We start from the raw sequence: 16,799 nt of genomic DNA on the forward strand, positions 1-16,799 counted from the left end.
TCACATTTTGTCCACTTTTGTTTGTTTTAGTTATTTTGTGATAAAAATCCCAGCCAAATGTCAAAAAATAATTATACTTCGCTATCATCACGGTGGCTGTATCAGCCAACCATAACGGACCAAGAGAAGAACGATGACGATTGCATGTGTAGGTATTACGGTACTCGACCGAATTCAACAGGTAGAAAGCTTACCGTCCGGGGGTGGGAAATATATTGCCAAAGATTACTTTGAGGTCGGAGGCGGTCCGGCGGCAACAGCCGCTGTTGCCGTTGCAAAATTAGGTCATGCCGTCGATTTTATTGGCCGCGTGGGTCAAGATAGTGTCGCAGAAACGCTACTGACAGAACTGAACAAATACGGCGTCAATACAGACAAAACAATACACATTGATGCAGCATCATCCGCATTTTCAGTGATATTGGTTGATAACCAAGGTGAGCGAATCATCGTCAACTATCAGGATCCCTCACTCAGCCGGGATCCAAGCCCGCTGAAAAATATCGACTTCTCCCGATACACCACGATCCTCACCGATGTACGCTGGCCTGAAGGCACAGAGTATGCCCTACAACAAGCAAAAAACTATGGGATTCCGTCGGTTTTGGATGCGGATATGTCTCCGGATCCAATTGATTCACTGGTCAAACTTGCCGACCACGTCGCATTTTCTGAACCTGGGTTAGAGAAATTTACCGGTTGCGCCGACCCGATAGAAGGGCTCAAAATAGCTCAAAAACAAACATCGGGAAAAGTCTATGTTACAGTAGGCTCTCAAGGTTGTTACTGGCTTGAAAACCAAGATGTATGCCACGAGCCCGTCATCAAAGTTAATGTTGTTGATACCACGGGGGCCGGGGATGTATTCCATGGTGCGTTGGCCGTTGCCGTCGCAGAGGCTAAACAAAGCCGTGAAAGTATTGTATTCTCAAATACCGTAGCAGCGTTAAAGTGCACCAAAAGGGGCGGTCGAGAAGGAATCCCGACCCGGGTTGAAGTGGATCAAAAACTACAAAAATGAACAAAGCGAAGGGTTAATGTGACTAATCCCAGACAAGATAAGTTAATTCAGTTAGTCAACGAAAAAGGGTATTACGGGGTCGAAGAACTCGCTGAGCTGTTGGAAGTATCAACGCAGACGATTCGCCGTGACATTAAAAAACTCAGTCATGAGCGACTGGTCATTCGCCACCATGGTGGTGCCAGCTCTCCGGCCACCAAGAATAACCTTGATTATGAAGTCCGTAAGGTCTCCGGCACTGCCCAAAAACATGCTATCGGCAAAGCCATTGCGGATTTGATTCCTGATCATTCAACTGTTTTTATTACAATCGGCACAACGGCTGAAGTGATTGCCAGTTATTTGGCACAGAAGAATAATTTACAGGTGATTACCAACAGCCTTCGCGTTGCCAATGTACTGCATACCAACGCTTCTATCGATGTGCTGATCCCGAGCGGAAAGATTAAAGCGTTTAACGGTGGCATTGTTGGCACAGAAGCGATTGATTTTATTTCTAATTTCCGCTTCGATTATCTGATAACCAGCGCAGCATCGATTGATTTGGACGGCACATTGCTTGAGTACGACCTCAACGAAACAATGATCACTCAGATGGTGATGAAATCGGCACGGCATGTCTTAGTCGCGATGGATTCGAGTAAATTTATCCCACGCGGATCAATCACTTTAGCCAACATCAAAGATGTCGGTTACTTCTTTACCGATACCCAGCCGAGCCCCACCATTGAAGCCGTGGCAAAACAAAATGATACCGAGCTGGTGATCTGTCCGTAATGACGACCCGGCACGGTTTGCGACGAAACATGGTTTGCCACGAAATACGGTGTTCTACAAAGCGACACCGTGTTCTTCAAATACAGTGGTTCTTCAAATACAGTGTTCTTCAAATATGTATAGCAACGCATCAAAAACAGGCAGAGTCATTCTCTGCCTTAAAACCGTTGCTCATATAAACCCTGCGGGTATATCACCACAACCGCTCTCACCGAATCATCACTTGGTTGCAAAACGGTAGATCGTTTTCTCTTCGAAAATCTCACCTGGATTCAAACGTGTTGTCGGGAAATGGGCATGATTCGGACTATCGGGGTAATGTTGCGTTTCGAGACACAAGCCATGGTTGGACTCGTAACGCTGACCATGACGACCAATCCAATGTTGATTCGATAACTTAAATCCATTGTAGAACTGAACGGCAGGTTGCGTGGTCAGCACCGTCATTAACCGACCACTGCTCGGCTCATACAACTCTGCGGCATAGTGGTATTCCCCCTCTTTCTTGACCCCCTCTAAGATAAAATTATGGTCAAATCCCGCCTCGCCTAACCGGGACTGATTGTCGCCAATCCGTGTTGCAACCGTAAAATCTAACCCTGACCCCGCCACCGCACGAATTTCACCGGTTGGGAGCATCTGCTCGGTCACGGGGGTATAGAAGCGGGAAAATAGTTTTAACTCATGGTGGTCTGTTGTCCCTGCATCGTGTCCCGCAAGGTTGTAATAACTATGGTTTGTCAGATTAACGACCGTCGGACTGTCCGTGGTCGCCTGAAAGTTGAAATGGACTTGATTCCGTTCATCCAACCCGATGGTATGTCGCACATGCAATGTTCCCCCATACCCTGATTCTCCGTTCGGTGAGATGCGACCAAAATGGATAAAGATCGCATCGTCTTGCGTTTCTACAGCAAAGTCCCACACGTATTTATCAAACCCTTGTCGTCCGCCATGTAAATGCTGTTGCGTTGCCAGCTCGTTTCTTTCCAGTTGAAAGACCTGACCATCAATGGCGTAGCATCCGTCTTTTATCCGGTTGGCATATCTCCCTGCCAGCGCACCAAAAAATGGATGTCCCTGTAGATACTTGTCCAAACATTCGTATCCCAGGACAACATCAGCATGATTACCATAACGATCCGGTGTTTCCATCGATGTCACAATACAGCCATAGTTGGTCACGCGCAGGGTCATTCCCTGACTGTTTTGCAGCGTGATTAACTTCACCGCTACATGTTGTCCTTCTATCTGTCCCCAATTTTCAATCTTCGATTTCACGTGATTATCTCTTTGTTATTGGTTCATATTCGTTATCGGGTAATCCGTTTTCAATGCGACAAATCCAGACACAGAGCCGGGTATTTTAACCATGCAGAAAAGCCCGAAAGCAGTAAATGAATTATACAAAACCGATCATGACCATCTGCGTTATTTGTCACAAAATGAAAATAACCAAACACATTCAGACAAAATGTGACAAAAATAATGGTATTTTTTTTTGATAAATCTATAGTGTCATGACACTCACTTAGTTCAAACACAGGACATATGGACACCATCACACTATATATTTCGCTGATTATCGCGCTGGCTGGCTTTACCCAAGGTCTGACAGGATTCGGGGCGGCTTTAGTTTCCGTACCGTTACTTTCTCTCCTTGTCTCAGCCCAGACGGCTGTACCGATTGCCGGCATTTTTGGCTGGTTAGTCACCTTCCCTGTCGTATGGAAAATGCGCCACTCCATCCAGCGCCAGACGGGGCTTATTCTTTTTGTCGGCTCAATTCCGGCATCATTTGTCGGGGCAAAATTACTGGCAAATATGCCATCTCAATACATTCTGATCACCATGGGCGTGGTCTTGATCGTCTCCAGTATTCACTCCATGACATCGAAGAAACCATTGTTTAAAAAGACTTCTGTGCCGATCACTATCGGGGCTGGTTTTACATCCGGGGTATTGGGGGCGAGTGTCGGAGAATCAGGTCCACCGGTGATTGCATACACGTCGATGCAACCGTGGACAGCCGATCAAACCAAATCAACGCTGGCGTTTTTCTTCATGCTACAAATGATCGGTGCCATCATCGGTTTCTGGCGAGAAAAGCTAATCACCGAAACCGTCATCTCGCATGTGCTTTCGGCCATGCCGGCTTTTGTAATTGGCCTGACCGGTGGCATGGTGGGTTATCACTTACTCCAGAAATATAAAGTCAATTATCACCGGATTGTGCATATTTTTCTTTTGGTCATCGGTTGTGCGCTTGTGTTTAAAAATGTCAGTTTTTAAACATATAAAGTAATTTTCAATCCGATAAAAAAGGCGGCTTTCTCAAGAAAGCCGCCTTATCGTTTGAGTCCGGTTTAGTTTCAAACCAAGTTCAGTTTACAAACCAAGCTGATGTGCCGTCAGAATTGCGGCATACACAGCATCAGCCGTGACCGGGAATGGCATATTATGGATGGTTTCACCTTCCGCGCATGATGCTTTGGCAACGTCCATCAGTTTCTCATGATTCAGTTCTTGAACGCCCATTTCATGAAGGTTGGTCGGTAAACCGACTGTACGACAGAAACACAGAACTTCATCAATCTCTGATTGTGGCGCGTTCTCAAGCACCAACTGAGTCAACGTACCAAAGGCGACTTTCTCTCCGTGCAACAGGTGATGACACTCTTCCAGCTTCGTCAGACCATTATGAATCGCATGGGCAGCCGCCAGACCTGAACTTTCAAATCCGATACCGGAAAGATAGGTGTTCGCTTCAATAATATTTTCGACCGCTTTGGTCACAACACCATTTTCAACTGCAACTTTGGCTTTTTCACCATCGGCAATTAAAGTGTCATAACATAACTTCGCCAGCGTCTGAGCCGCCCGTGTCGGCAAGCCTCCCGCCATCGTCGCTTGACCAGACAGACCATTCGCACGCGCTTCAAAGTAGGTTGACATTGCATCACCCATCCCGGAAACCAATGTACGAACCGGAGCAGCCGCGATGATACCGGTATCCATAATCACCATATTCGGATTTGACGGGAACATCAGATATTCACTGAACTCCCCTTCTGGCGTATAGATCACCGCCAATGCAGAGGTCGGTGCATCGGTTGATGCAATGGTTGGCACTATCACGACCGGGATTTTCAAGTAATACGCGACCGATTTGGCGGTATCCAGTGTTTTTCCGCCACCGATACCAATGATCACATCGTTTTCTTGAGCACGGCATACATCAACCAGACGCTCAATTTCAACCCGGGAACATTCACCGCCAAACAGATCAAAACCGACCTTGAGATTTTCACCTGCACAGCTTGCGGCAACGCGCTCACGCGTTAACCCCATGACGAAGTTATCCGCAATCGCTAATGGTCTCTGACCAAACACCGAAACATATTGACCAATATTATCCAGTGCACCGTTGCCCTGAATGTATTTACTTGGGGAGATAATAATCGTGTCCATAACTGAATCCTTTTCTTATGCTTAATTTTATAGGCTCGTTCGACCACCCGGCCATCGCCTATTTGGATGAAAACTGACGAAAGACAACTTCAACGGCAAAAGCACCGGGATCTTTGTTACCAGACAGGTTGTCACTGTTCAGATAAGATGAGCGACCGGCTTTCGCATGTGTCATCGCAACCGTCGCTTCGGCACCGGCTTTAGCGGCATCACTCGCCGCGGTAATACCATCCTGTTCCCAAGCATTCAGCGCCGGAAAAAGCGCATCGATCATGGTACGATCACCGGGTTTTGCTCCCCCATAAGCCATCATCTGATGAAGTCCCGCTTGTAGCGCTTTGGGAAGAGAACCATGCTGTTCATAATCGCGACCAGCCGCTGTGAACATGATAGAAAGTAACACACCTGATGATCCTCCCATGACAGATGTCAGACAGTCTGCGATGGTGGTCATTAATTTGGCTTTATCTTCTAACGGCAGTTGTTTTGCTGCCAACTGCGCTAATATCTGACGGGCACCGGCGGCAAATGTCGAACCCGTGTCACCATCCCCGACAATCGCATCCAGATGATTCAGCTCGGCTTCGATATCAATGATCGCCTGGCAGACTTGCTGTAAAGTTACTGCCGTTGCTTCATCGTAAGAGGGCTCAAACGTTTGCTTGGCAATCTGGTTATCACACGGCGTCACTGGCAATTCACGACAGCGAGCTACCCCCGGCCAGCCAGCCGTTTCCACTTCAAATGAGAGGGCTTTGGTAATTTCGTCTGTCAGTTGAATGGTTGAAAGCGAGAAACCTTTCATATCAACGGCGGTCATTAATGCGCCGGTGATGATCAATTTCGCCTGTTGGCCAAGCGCTGTCGCCATCACTTCGTTAGCCACGATGTTCATCTCAATCGGTGACAGACCACCAAGGTTATTGAGTAAAATCGCATTCTCGGTAATGGGCTTCGCCGCCATTAATTTGCTGACCATTGTTGCAACGAGATCTTTGGCTTTCGGTAAGTCAATGGTCTCAATACCGGCTTCACCATGAATCCCCAAACCCAGCTCAGCTTTGCCTGATGCAATACGCTCTGCTCGGCCGGTGTCCCCCGGTAAAGAACAGCTGGTTAACGCCACACCAATCGAGGCGATGTTTTGATGCGCCTCCTGAGCAGCCCGTTTGACTTGCTCAAGAGTGCCACCGTTTTCAGCCACATATCCTGCCACTTTCTGCACGAGGAGCGTTCCGGCAATGCCGCGCGGCTGGGGGTTTTCCGGAATAGAGATATCATCACCGACCACAATCAGATCAACGTGGCGTCCCATCTCTTTGGCTTTTTCAACAGCAAGCCCGAAATTGAGACGATCTCCAGTGTAATTTTTGATGATCACTAAACATCCGGCCTCTCCCGTTACATGCAAAATAGCATTCAGAACGGCATCGACACTTGGGGCGGCAAATAAATCACCACACACAGCAGCGGTAAGCATTCCTCTGCCGACAAAGCCGGCATGGGCCGGTTCATGACCGGAACCACCGCCACAAATCAGCGCAACTTTATCTTTGTGCCAGTCATTGCGCGCGACGACTTTGATACCGTTATCAAAATCAAGCAGGGTTAAATTATCACGGCAAGCGGTGTACAGCGTGCCCCGAATCGAATCCATGACGAAAGATTCTTTATGATTAAAAATTAGCTCAGACATAGCGTTCCACTTTTCTTTAAATAAGTAGGGATCGTCCCTCCGGCTTCCGGAGGGACACATACATTTCATGTCAGGTTTAAAATCATACGGAGACTGACGAGCGTCAGTCATATGACAGACAGCTAGTAGCGGCTGATCTCAGCCAGCAATCGGGCATCTTTTGACTGTTGACGATAGAACACTGGGGGTTGCCCGATCGGTGCATCGACTTCAACCCAGCCACCTGTAAACGTTTTACCGGACCAAACATGAACCCACTCATCCTCTGGCAGATAGACCCGTTTTACAGTTTCCCCTTGGTTATAAACCGGTGCGACCAGCAAATCACGCCCAAACAGATATTGATACTGAATATGATAAGCTTCGCTATCCTGCTCATAATGCATGAACAGCGGACGCTGCACTGGCATACCTTTTGTTGCGTTCTCAGTAACCGCAGACTGAATATATGGCTTAAGGTGCTTGTAGATTTTTGTCATACGCGCTAAATGAGCCATCGTCTCTGTATCAGTATCATATTGATGGTTGTCATCAGGACGATTGCCTTCATGGCTACGCATAATCGGCGTAAAGGCGGCCATTTCAGCCCAACGTTGGAACAACTCTTTCGAACGTTGATTACCATGTAGGGTCGTATAACCGCCAATGTCACTATGGCTGATACCGTTGCCCATCAGCCCCGCAGATAACGCCGCCGGAATGACCGAGGCTAAGCCATCATCTTTTTCCCAGATAACCGACTGATCACCCGCCCATAAGGCATGACAATACCCCTGAATCCCTGTCCCACCGGCACGCATAAAGAACAGAATATCATTCGTTTTACCGGCTTCTGCGATGGCTTCATGCTGCACTTTTGCCCAGCGATAAGGCCATTTGTTGTGCTCTATTTCTGCGCTCTCACCGTTGAATAAAGTACAATCCGTCGGTAAATATTCACCGAAGTCACCCATCCAGCCGTCAAGTCCAAAATCAATCATGTTGTGACGAATGATATCTTTGTACCATGCGCACGCATCCGGATTGGTGAAGTCAACCACACCGCAATAAAACTCACCAAAATCCACGAGGTATTTCGAGCCATCACGCTGCGTTGCCAGATAACCTTGACGCTGCGCTTCGTGATAAAGCGGAAAGTCTTGCAATACATAGGGATTGATATAACCGAGGAAACGAACCCCCTGCTGTTTCAATTGATGGATTTTGCTATCCAATCCCGGATAAAGTTCAGCGTTCCACTGCCAGTCCCATTGCAAGCGCTTACCAAATGAGGTCATTTTGATCCCTTGCCAGTCCTGACACCAAACGCCCGCGACTTCAATCCCCATCTCTTTTGCCGCAGCAATTTTATTCAAGGTAATTTCCGTGCCGCCCTGAATCCCCAAAATGACGCCGTTATATACCCATTCGGGTAATTCGGGTTGGCGGCCAAATACACCGGTTATATTGGTCATTAATTCAGGGAATGAATCCTCGGCGTCGAATAACAAATATTCAGGAATATTCCAGCACTGTAGTTCATGATATGACGTATGAGTAAAATCAAAATCAGCGTAGGCCGTCGTTTCTAAATGGCAGAAATATTTTTTATCTGACACAAAAGTCGGCTGCGGATAGTTGGTATTGTAATAATTCCCGCCCGCTTTATCTTTCACATCTGCTTGCCATGTGGTGTAGGTATTTTTGTTGCGGCCAACGCCCGGTTCTGAACTCCACAACGGGAAGTTTTTGCCGCGTAAATTAAAATAACTCAACTGCTCACCGCACCCGTAGACGGCTTCACCTTCTGTCGCAGCAATACGAATCCAGAAACGGTTATACGTTTCATCAAGTGAGATAAATTCTATTTTCAGTCGTTTTTCTGCGGTTTCAAACACACGAACCTTGAGAGCTTCTTGCCCATTGAGGCTCAAGGTAATGACACTATCGCCGGCATTTTCAACCACCGTAAATTGTTTGAGTGGCAAACGCTCGCTGAGATAATCTTTAATATCAAAATTCCCACGATACATATCAAAGGTACTTTGACCCACACCTAAATAAAATGCAGGGCTTATTTCTGTGTGCTCTAAAACTACTCGACCCTTATGGGTAATTTTAAAACCAGTATGACTAGAGGTCAGTTCCATAATGGCGGCTTCCAAAATTTTGCGAAAATAAAGGTGCACTCATAATAAAAGTGCACCTGATTGTTTTTTGAATATTTTCAGGATATAGCTATGAAATTAATTGAGCTGAAGTTTGTATTCTGCTTTTAGTTTCATTTCGCATGTATTAATTTCCTTCTCGAAACGCTGTAACCATTTTTTACCTTCAGCACCATTTTCCTTCAAAAATTCAGTTTCAACCGGTTCGGCAGCAACTTTAAATGCTTCTTTCTCTTTTGCTGTCGGGTTATAAATAACGCCACCAGCTTTTTTAAATTCTTCGTAAGCTGAGTATTCCTTATGTTTGGGATAGGCACGTAAATATTGGTTTTGGGCAGCAATGCCATCAACAATGACCTGTTTCAGATCATCCGGAAATGCTTTGAATTTTTTGTCATTAAAGACCCAAGCGCCACCCATGTAACCGTGTCCATCCAAAATCATGTAACGGAGACTTTCATGGAATTTGTTCATGATGATATCAACAATGCCGTTCTTTGTGCCGTCGACCATACCGGTTGACAGTGCCGTATACACTTCAGGCCATGCAATCGGTGTTGGCGCCCCACCGAGGGCTTTGACTAAATCCTGCTGAGTTTTGGCCGGAACAGTACGCAACTTCAGCCCTTTGACATCTTCAGGTGTTTTCACCTGCTTTTTCGTGGTGGCAATATTACGCCAACCACCGGAGTTTGATACCGCCATCAAGCGAACGTTCGGTGCATGTTTCAGAATCTCTTTACGGACATCACTAATGAGCTGTTCATCGTCATAGACACATTCTGCTACGCGGTCATTTGGTAAGAGATAAGGCAAGTCGAATGCACCAATCGGCTTCCAAAAATTACCCAGCTCAGGAATTGTGGTTTGGAAGTAGTCAAACATCCCGGCCTGTACACCGGCAATACACTCTTTTGCATTGGAGCACAACTGGCCTGAAGGGTAGATATCAACTTTGATTTGGCCGTTTGAGCGTGATTCAACATAGTTTTTAAATACCAGCAATGACTGGTGATTATAACCATCTGTGGATGTGACATGAGGGACGGTTAATTTGTATGTTTCAGCGTTGGCAGCCCCGGCAAGCGCAAATGATGCAATCGCCAGGCTCAGTAATGTCTTCTTCATATGTTTTCCCTTTTACATTATTGGATTATTGATTCCGACTCTTCTTATTATTGCTTTATTCAGTCGAAGAGCAGTTTGTATAATTTTTAGATAACTCACCGGGATTAGGCTCGTCATAGCCTTATTTTTTAATCATCGTGAAAAATATAATCCATTGAGCAATTCACAACGGAATAATCATTCACAATAAAATAATCGTTCATAATAAAGTGATAATGCGCTGTCTATTAACCCCAGAGTGATTAATTCCAATGCATATCATTCAGTCAGCTCTCAATAATATGCACCTCAATACACAATAAGACGTAATCATAAATAACCGATACAACCTCAAGCAACCCATCTTGTTGTATTCAATATCACAACAAAATAGCAAAGAAGCATGAACCAAAAGCAACTACTTGAATATGAAAGCTGACACATCAAAAGAGCCAGCAAACAATGTTACACCGCCAACACAAGGGCGCTAAAATCAGATAAACCTAAAAATAAAGCCAGCGGAAAATATCAATGCGCCCATTTTCGTTCCCACATGTTTTGTTCCCACATGCTTGACTATAAAAAACCTGATCGATTAGTTATAATGAAAAAAATTCAGGTTTTGAGTCCAAAACGGAATGGATATAGATTTACTTCGCACTTTCTGTCAGCTTGCAGATGATAAGAACTATCGTATCGCCTCAGAGCACCTTTACATCACGCAGTCTGCACTCACAAAAAAGATCAAGCGGCTGGAAGAACAACTCAATGTGGTATTATTTGATCGTGGTCGCCATGGTGCGATACTGACCCCGATGGGGAGCGTCCTACTGCCGGAAGCCCGACGTGTGCTGAAAGGATTTGAGTCATTCAAGACGCTGGCTGCATTTGTCGCTGAAGGCACATCAGGGCATTTAAACATTGGTTATGGTATCTCTTCATTTCATGAAGCTCCCGAATATATCGCTCGCTTCAAACAGAACTATCCGGATGTTCATGTCACCCTGAATGATTACCCATCGCACAAACTGGTCGAAGAACTTCTGAGCGGCAACCTACAACTGGGGTTTGATCGTCTCCCTGTCGAGCCACCGTTAACCGCAATACCGCTCTTCTCTGACCGACTATCCATCGCCATTCATCAAGAAGAAAACATCGATGAACAACATTTATGGCAGTCATTGAGCCATCATCATTATCTGGCACTGAGTCGGGATAAAAACCCGACGATGAACAAACATATCACCACTTATCTGTGGGAAACGCAGCAAAGACCGAATGTTGTTGAAGAAGCAGACGACATTATTACCTTGCTCGCTTTAGTCTCTGCCCGTTTGGGTTACACCATTATTCCGGCAAGTGTGGCACGCATCAGTCAGCCGCAGATCCGCTTTATTCCATTAGAAGGCGATCATGCAAAATGGTCGGTGGGTTTATTATGGAATGCTGACTTTTCCGACCCTGTACGACGCGCGTTTATTCAGAAAGTGGAAGAAGATACCGACACAACGCGGTGAAATCGGAAACCGCCCAGCCCCCGGATACGCTTATCACAACAAGCGTATCCGGGGGCTGGTGAAAGTATTGCTGAAATGGATCAAGCCGGAGCGCATCACGTGAGGTCACGCAAAGAAAGAAGCTGCTCAAGTAAAAAGGCATCCGACGATTAATCGCTTAATGTTTACCCCAGTAGCCCATTTTGCGGGCAATCCAGACCATTAACAATAACACCACGACGATCGCGAAAAAGTTTGAACCGGCTTCGGGATACTGCGCTTTGACAAAGGCCGAATGACCAAAAGCACCGACAAAAAAACAGGCGAGCCCGACCAGCGGAAAATCTTCTGAGACCGGCTGACGCAGATATTCCTGATAAAGCGCCTGAACCGCGAGAATTAACGCTATCCAAGGGAAAATAGAAAAAGTGATTTCACTCATGGTCATCGAAGACAGAATGGCATCACCACATACGCCGACAATAAAAGCAAGAATCAAATTCTTGCGCTCTGAACTATTTTGACTCGACATTAATCAACTCCATCTCTCTGTTGATGTTTACGTGCAGCCCGATAACTTGCCGCACCTTTGGCAATCATTCTTAACTGAACAATTAATCGTTCTGCCAGTTCGTCCCGCTCACCCTTATCCATATCCATCGCTTCTGCACCGGAGCTAAACACCAAAGTCACTGAGGCTTCTGCCTGAGGTGCTGCGATTTCTCGCGCTAAGCCATTCAGGACAAGGTATTCGGTCAGTTCGGCAGAAAAATGTTGGATCTCTCTGGCCACGGCGGCCCGAAAGTCATAAGACGTTCCGGAGCGTTCTCTCAGCAATAGACGAAACACATTGGGACTGTTTTCGATAAACTCCATGAAGGTCTCGACCGAGGTGCGAATCACACTGCCTTTGGTCGCAATACGCTGTCGTGCTTGGCGCATCAGTTGCCGCAGTAATAATCCCCCTTCATCAACCATCGTCAGCCCTAACTCATTCATATCATCAAAATGGCGATAAAATGAAGTCGGGGCAATACCGGCTTCTCTGGCGACCTCTCTCAGGCTCAAACTGGAAAAACTCTGTTGTGCGCTCAATTGGCGAAATGCAGCATCAATTAATGAACGACGGGTTTTTTCTTTCTGTTGAGCACGGATTCCCATGGCGTACAATTCCTAAATCACAGCTAAAAACGATCTACTATAACGCGAATTATTTTTTTATCGATAAACAATATCTCATCCCGCGCAAAATTGTCTATTCAAACTAATTTCATAGCGGTATCAGCGATCATTATCACTGCTCACTTAGCAGAACGGAGACACAGGCAAAGAATCCGTTACAATGATCCGTTACAATAATGCGTTACAATATCATCATCAAAAAACCAACGAATATTCATCAGGAAGTCATATGTCAGAGACTCATCATTTCGATGCGATTGTCATCGGCAGTGGTCCCGGCGGTGAAGGTGCCGCGATGGGACTGACCAAAGCAGGGCTGAATGTCGCCATCGTTGAAAAAGAGCAAAGTGTCGGTGGCGGATGTACCCATTGGGGGACGATTCCATCAAAAGCCTTAAGACATGCCGTCAGCCGTATCATCGAATTCAACAGCAATCCGCTGTTTTGCCATAACAACACCAGCCTCCACGCCACATTCCCCAACATTCTGTTACATGCCAAATCTGTCATCGATAAACAGACGCGATTACGACAGGGGTTTTATGATCGCAACAAGTGTACGTTACTGTTTGGTGTTGCCCAGTTTATTGATAGCCACACGATTGAAATTCTTCAGTCTGATGGTAGCAAAGAGCGTTATACCGCGGATAAATTTGTAATCGCCACGGGTTCACGTCCTTATCAGCCGGATGATGTCGATTTCAATCATCCCCGAATCTACGATAGTGACTCGATCCTCAACCTCGAACACGATCCACGCCATATCCTCATCTATGGTGCAGGCGTCATCGGCTGTGAATATGCGTCAATCTTCCGTGGACTTGGGGTGAAAGTTGACCTGATTAATACCCGTGACCGTTTATTATCTTTTCTGGATAATGAGGTCTCAGATGCACTGTCATACCACTTCTGGAATAACGGGGTAGTGATTCGTAATGATGAAACCTATCAGAGTATTGAAATTTGCCAGGACGGGGTGATTGTTCACCTGAAATCAGGCAAGAAAATGAAGGCTGACTGTCTGCTCTATGCGAATGGCAGAACGGGCAACACCGATCGGTTAAATCTGGAAGCATTGGGATTAGCCGCTGACTCTCGTGGTCAACTGGCAGTCAACCGGAGTTACCAAACCGAGGTGGCACATATTTATGCCGTCGGTGATGTGATTGGCTACCCTAGCCTCGCCAGCGCTGCTTATGACCAAGGCCGATTCGTCGCACAAATCATCGCATTCGGGGCAAGTAACAGTCAGCTGATTGAAGATATTCCGACCGGGATATACACCATTCCTGAAATCAGTTCCGTCGGTAAAACCGAGCAGGAGTTGACCAATGCTAAAATCCCTTATGAGGTGGGCCGTTCGTCTTTTAAACATCTGGCTCGCGCGCAAATCGCAGGCACCGATGTAGGGAGTTTGAAGATTCTGTTCCACCGGGAAACCAAAGAGATCCTTGGGATTCACTGTTTCGGTGAACGGGCTGCGGAAATCATTCATATCGGTCAAGCCATCATGGAACAGAAAGGCGCAGCCAATACCATTGAATATTTCGTCAATACGACCTTTAACTATCCGACAATGGCGGAAGCCTATCGGGTTGCGGCATTAAACGGGTTGAACCGCCTGTTCTAATCGAGGGGTAAGCCACTTGCAGATTTGCAAGAGGGGTTGTTTTCCGTCTGCGATGCTTGGTTTTGTCTCATTGCAGGTTTTGTTTTACACACAAAGCCTGCATACGATACGAGCAATCCAGTATTACCAATCACAATTTACCAATAACAACGAATCACGACGGGTGTGTAACGGAATTGGCAGCTCGTCAGGCGACAAACCAAGCGCTGCCATATTTTCCAACGCCGACAAGGATAATTTAACGGTGAGAAGCGCTGCACATCTTTGACCCACGGCAAGCAGTTCAATACCGCGTGCTCTGGTGCAGCAAAGCCATGTTGGTAAGTACCGGAACCCAACCGTTGCCCTAAACGCGTACCGGTTTTATCGCCGGCCAGCAGTAAACACGCATGAGCATGAGGGAAGGTCAGCCCAAGCGTTCTGATAAAGGCGGCTACATGCTCTGACTGCGTTTCAAGCAAAGCATGTTCACAAAGAATCAAGACCGGAACAGACTCTGAAATATTGATGGTTTTTAACCATGTCAATGAAGTAACGCTACCACTGATATGCTGATAACGTTCACTGGGATGGAATAGTCGCTGTCGCCAGATCAAATGCTCAGACACATCCACTTCCAGCCAATGGCAACGACCATTATCAACCCGATAAAACCGGGTATCTAAGCCGGCACCGACGTTGATCACCCAAGCATCAGGATAGGTAGAAAGAAACTCACGAACTTGTTGATCACAGATCTGAGTCAGTGTGACATGTAACAACTGCTTTTGATCAATATTACTACTCCGACAATCGGGAGCGACTTGACAGGATAAACAGGCTTGGGCAGCAATCGGATCATAGATCAGGCCATTGTCTGCTAAGCTTTCCCGGCTTCGAAACCAAAGCGGCTCAATGAGATGTGCGGGAATTTGATAGTGTTCTCGATGCTTCCGGCAATAATATGACATTGTCATTATCCTCTAAAGTCGATTTAGATGATAATGAATATCAATTACATTAGCAAGTTATTGAGAGCAGTTCTCAATAACTTACACTGTCAGATGTTTTACCATCTGTTTCACCATCGTCGCTTACATCCAATCGGTATTACGGATTATTCCGACGGCGACCCCTTCAATCGTCAATTCCTGAGAAGTGAGATCGACCTCGATAGGAGTAAAGTCTTCATTTTCCGCATGTAACAACACTTTGGCCCCTTGGCGATCAAGACGTTTTACCGTGACATCATCTTCAACACGGGCAACCACAATCTGACCATTTCTGACATCCTGCGTTTTATGCACTGCCAGCAAATCGCCATCCATGATACCAATATTTTTCATACTTTCACCGTGGACTCGCAGCAGAAAATCAGCTTGGGGTTTGAACATCGCCGGATCGACCTGATAGTGTGCTTCAACATGTTCCTGCGCCAGAATCGGTTCACCCGCGGCAACGCGGCCAATCAGTGGCAGACCTTCTTCAACCGGGTCATGCGCAGAATTGAGCAGAATACGTATGCCTCGAGAAGCGCCCGGAACAATTTCAATCACTTGTTTACGCGCAAGTGCTTTCAAATGTTCTTCAGCCGCATTGGCAGAACGGAACCCCAATTCTTTCGCAATTTCAGCGCGAGTCGGTGGCATTCCGGAATCTTCAATCCGGCTTTTGATCAAATCAAAGACCTGTTGTTGGCGTGGTGTTAAAGGCTTCATAATTCACCTGTCTTTTTATACAGTTAACTGTGAGTATATCCAGTATTCTGATAAATGAAAAGTGAATCTTTCAAACCCAGTCTTTGAAAGACTTAGAATATAAAAATATCGACCCAGATATAAAGTGACATAAGAATCGAGAGTAACACGGCGGCAGACCCCATATCCTTGGCCTGTCCCGCCAGTTGGTGGTGCTCAAGCCCGATACGATCGACAACAGCCTCAATCGCACTATTCAAAAGCTCAACGATCAAAACCACCAGCAATGAACCAATGAGCAGTAAGCGCTCGATTTGGGTGACATCTGCGAACAAAGCGATCGGTATCAGGATAAGACACACAATCAACTCTTCCCGAAAAGCCGCTTCACCAATGATCGCGGCACGAATGCCCTGATAGGAATATTTTGCAGCGTTCAATATACGTGTTAAACCTTGCGCTGGTTTCTGTTGCATAGATTTTTCCGATTAATGAGTGTGAATAAGAGACATATGGACAAGCCGAAAGAATCCTATCACGACGGTGGCAGAGAACAGTAGTAGTACACAAAAATAGTCGTGAATAGTAAAAGGTTA

The 16,799-nt window shown here is 46.2% G+C and carries 15 protein-coding genes; 5 read left to right on the plus strand and 10 right to left on the minus strand.

All coding sequences use genetic code 11. The features are described from left to right. Positions 1–133 precede the first annotated feature (133 nt). Positions 134–1,021 carry a PfkB family carbohydrate kinase gene (locus MKS89_RS14790; protein ID WP_072959519.1) on the plus strand — a complete coding sequence of 296 codons (888 nt, stop codon included), beginning with the start codon at positions 134–136 and terminating at the stop codon, positions 1,019–1,021. 18 nt (positions 1,022–1,039) lie between these two features. Then, positions 1,040–1,798 (plus strand): DeoR/GlpR family DNA-binding transcription regulator, encoded by a 759-nt coding sequence (locus MKS89_RS14795; protein ID WP_021021129.1) that lies wholly within the window; start codon positions 1,040–1,042, stop codon positions 1,796–1,798. Between the two features lie 219 nt (positions 1,799–2,017). On the opposite strand, the gene MKS89_RS14800 is transcribed toward MKS89_RS14795, so the two are convergent. Beyond that, positions 2,018–3,079: an aldose epimerase family protein gene (locus MKS89_RS14800; protein ID WP_072959516.1), complete on the minus strand. Its 1,062-nt coding sequence runs from the start codon at positions 3,077–3,079 to the stop codon at positions 2,018–2,020. A 270-nt stretch (positions 3,080–3,349) separates the two neighbouring features. Between MKS89_RS14800 and MKS89_RS14805 the strand changes: the two genes are divergently transcribed. Continuing rightward, positions 3,350–4,090, plus strand: a complete 741-nt coding sequence (locus tag MKS89_RS14805) for a sulfite exporter TauE/SafE family protein (RefSeq protein ID WP_072959515.1) — start codon at positions 3,350–3,352, stop codon at positions 4,088–4,090. Between the two features lie 96 nt (positions 4,091–4,186). Here the strand turns inward: MKS89_RS14805 and MKS89_RS14810 are convergent, their stop codons facing one another. The 4 genes from MKS89_RS14810 to MKS89_RS14825 all read right to left on the minus strand — a co-directional run bounded on the left by MKS89_RS14810 (position 4,187) and on the right by MKS89_RS14825 (position 10,240). Further along, complete coding sequence (locus MKS89_RS14810; RefSeq protein WP_072959512.1) at positions 4,187–5,269, minus strand: glycerol dehydrogenase; 1,083 nt, start codon at positions 5,267–5,269, stop codon at positions 4,187–4,189. A gap of 58 nt (positions 5,270–5,327) precedes the next feature. Continuing rightward, entirely contained in the window at positions 5,328–6,965 is a 1,638-nt protein-coding gene (locus MKS89_RS14815; RefSeq protein ID WP_072959510.1) for a dihydroxyacetone kinase subunit DhaK, read from the minus strand. 122 nt (positions 6,966–7,087) lie between these two features. Continuing rightward, entirely contained in the window at positions 7,088–9,094 is a 2,007-nt protein-coding gene (locus MKS89_RS14820; RefSeq protein WP_072959507.1) for an alpha-glucosidase, read from the minus strand. Between the two features lie 96 nt (positions 9,095–9,190). Further along, positions 9,191–10,240 (minus strand): TRAP transporter substrate-binding protein, encoded by a 1,050-nt coding sequence (locus MKS89_RS14825; RefSeq protein WP_072959504.1) that lies wholly within the window; start codon positions 10,238–10,240, stop codon positions 9,191–9,193. Positions 10,241–10,857: 617 nt separating this feature from the next. On the opposite strand from MKS89_RS14825, the gene MKS89_RS14830 reads away from it, so the two are divergent. Beyond that, positions 10,858–11,736 carry a LysR family transcriptional regulator gene (locus MKS89_RS14830; protein WP_072959501.1) on the plus strand — a complete coding sequence of 293 codons (879 nt, stop codon included), beginning with the start codon at positions 10,858–10,860 and terminating at the stop codon, positions 11,734–11,736. Between the two features lie 157 nt (positions 11,737–11,893). Here MKS89_RS14830 and MKS89_RS14835 read toward each other — a convergent pair whose 3' ends face one another. Both MKS89_RS14835 and fabR read right to left on the minus strand, forming a co-directional pair. After that, entirely contained in the window at positions 11,894–12,247 is a 354-nt protein-coding gene (locus MKS89_RS14835) for a YijD family membrane protein (protein ID WP_072959499.1), read from the minus strand. Next, complete coding sequence (gene fabR / locus MKS89_RS14840) at positions 12,247–12,876, minus strand: HTH-type transcriptional repressor FabR (RefSeq protein ID WP_072959496.1); 630 nt, start codon at positions 12,874–12,876, stop codon at positions 12,247–12,249. The genes MKS89_RS14835 and fabR overlap by 1 nt, the downstream gene beginning before the upstream one ends. A gap of 250 nt (positions 12,877–13,126) precedes the next feature. Between fabR and sthA the strand changes: the two genes are divergently transcribed. Further along, positions 13,127–14,527, plus strand: a complete 1,401-nt coding sequence (sthA, locus tag MKS89_RS14845) for a Si-specific NAD(P)(+) transhydrogenase (protein WP_072959596.1) — start codon at positions 13,127–13,129, stop codon at positions 14,525–14,527. A 137-nt stretch (positions 14,528–14,664) separates the two neighbouring features. Here sthA and MKS89_RS14850 read toward each other — a convergent pair whose 3' ends face one another. From MKS89_RS14850 to MKS89_RS14860, 3 genes are all read right to left on the minus strand, one after another. Beyond that, positions 14,665–15,477 carry a class I SAM-dependent methyltransferase gene (locus tag MKS89_RS14850; protein WP_072959495.1) on the minus strand — a complete coding sequence of 271 codons (813 nt, stop codon included), beginning with the start codon at positions 15,475–15,477 and terminating at the stop codon, positions 14,665–14,667. Positions 15,478–15,600: 123 nt separating this feature from the next. Continuing rightward, complete coding sequence (gene lexA / locus MKS89_RS14855) at positions 15,601–16,224, minus strand: transcriptional repressor LexA (RefSeq protein ID WP_072959492.1); 624 nt, start codon at positions 16,222–16,224, stop codon at positions 15,601–15,603. A gap of 92 nt (positions 16,225–16,316) precedes the next feature. After that, on the minus strand, positions 16,317–16,679 hold the full coding sequence (locus tag MKS89_RS14860; protein ID WP_072959489.1) for a diacylglycerol kinase: 363 nt from the start codon (positions 16,677–16,679) through the stop codon (positions 16,317–16,319). Between the last annotated feature and the right edge of the window lie 120 nt (positions 16,680–16,799).

This window comes from Vibrio gazogenes (assembly GCF_023920225.1).
Lineage (GTDB): Bacteria > Pseudomonadota > Gammaproteobacteria > Enterobacterales > Vibrionaceae > Vibrio > Vibrio gazogenes.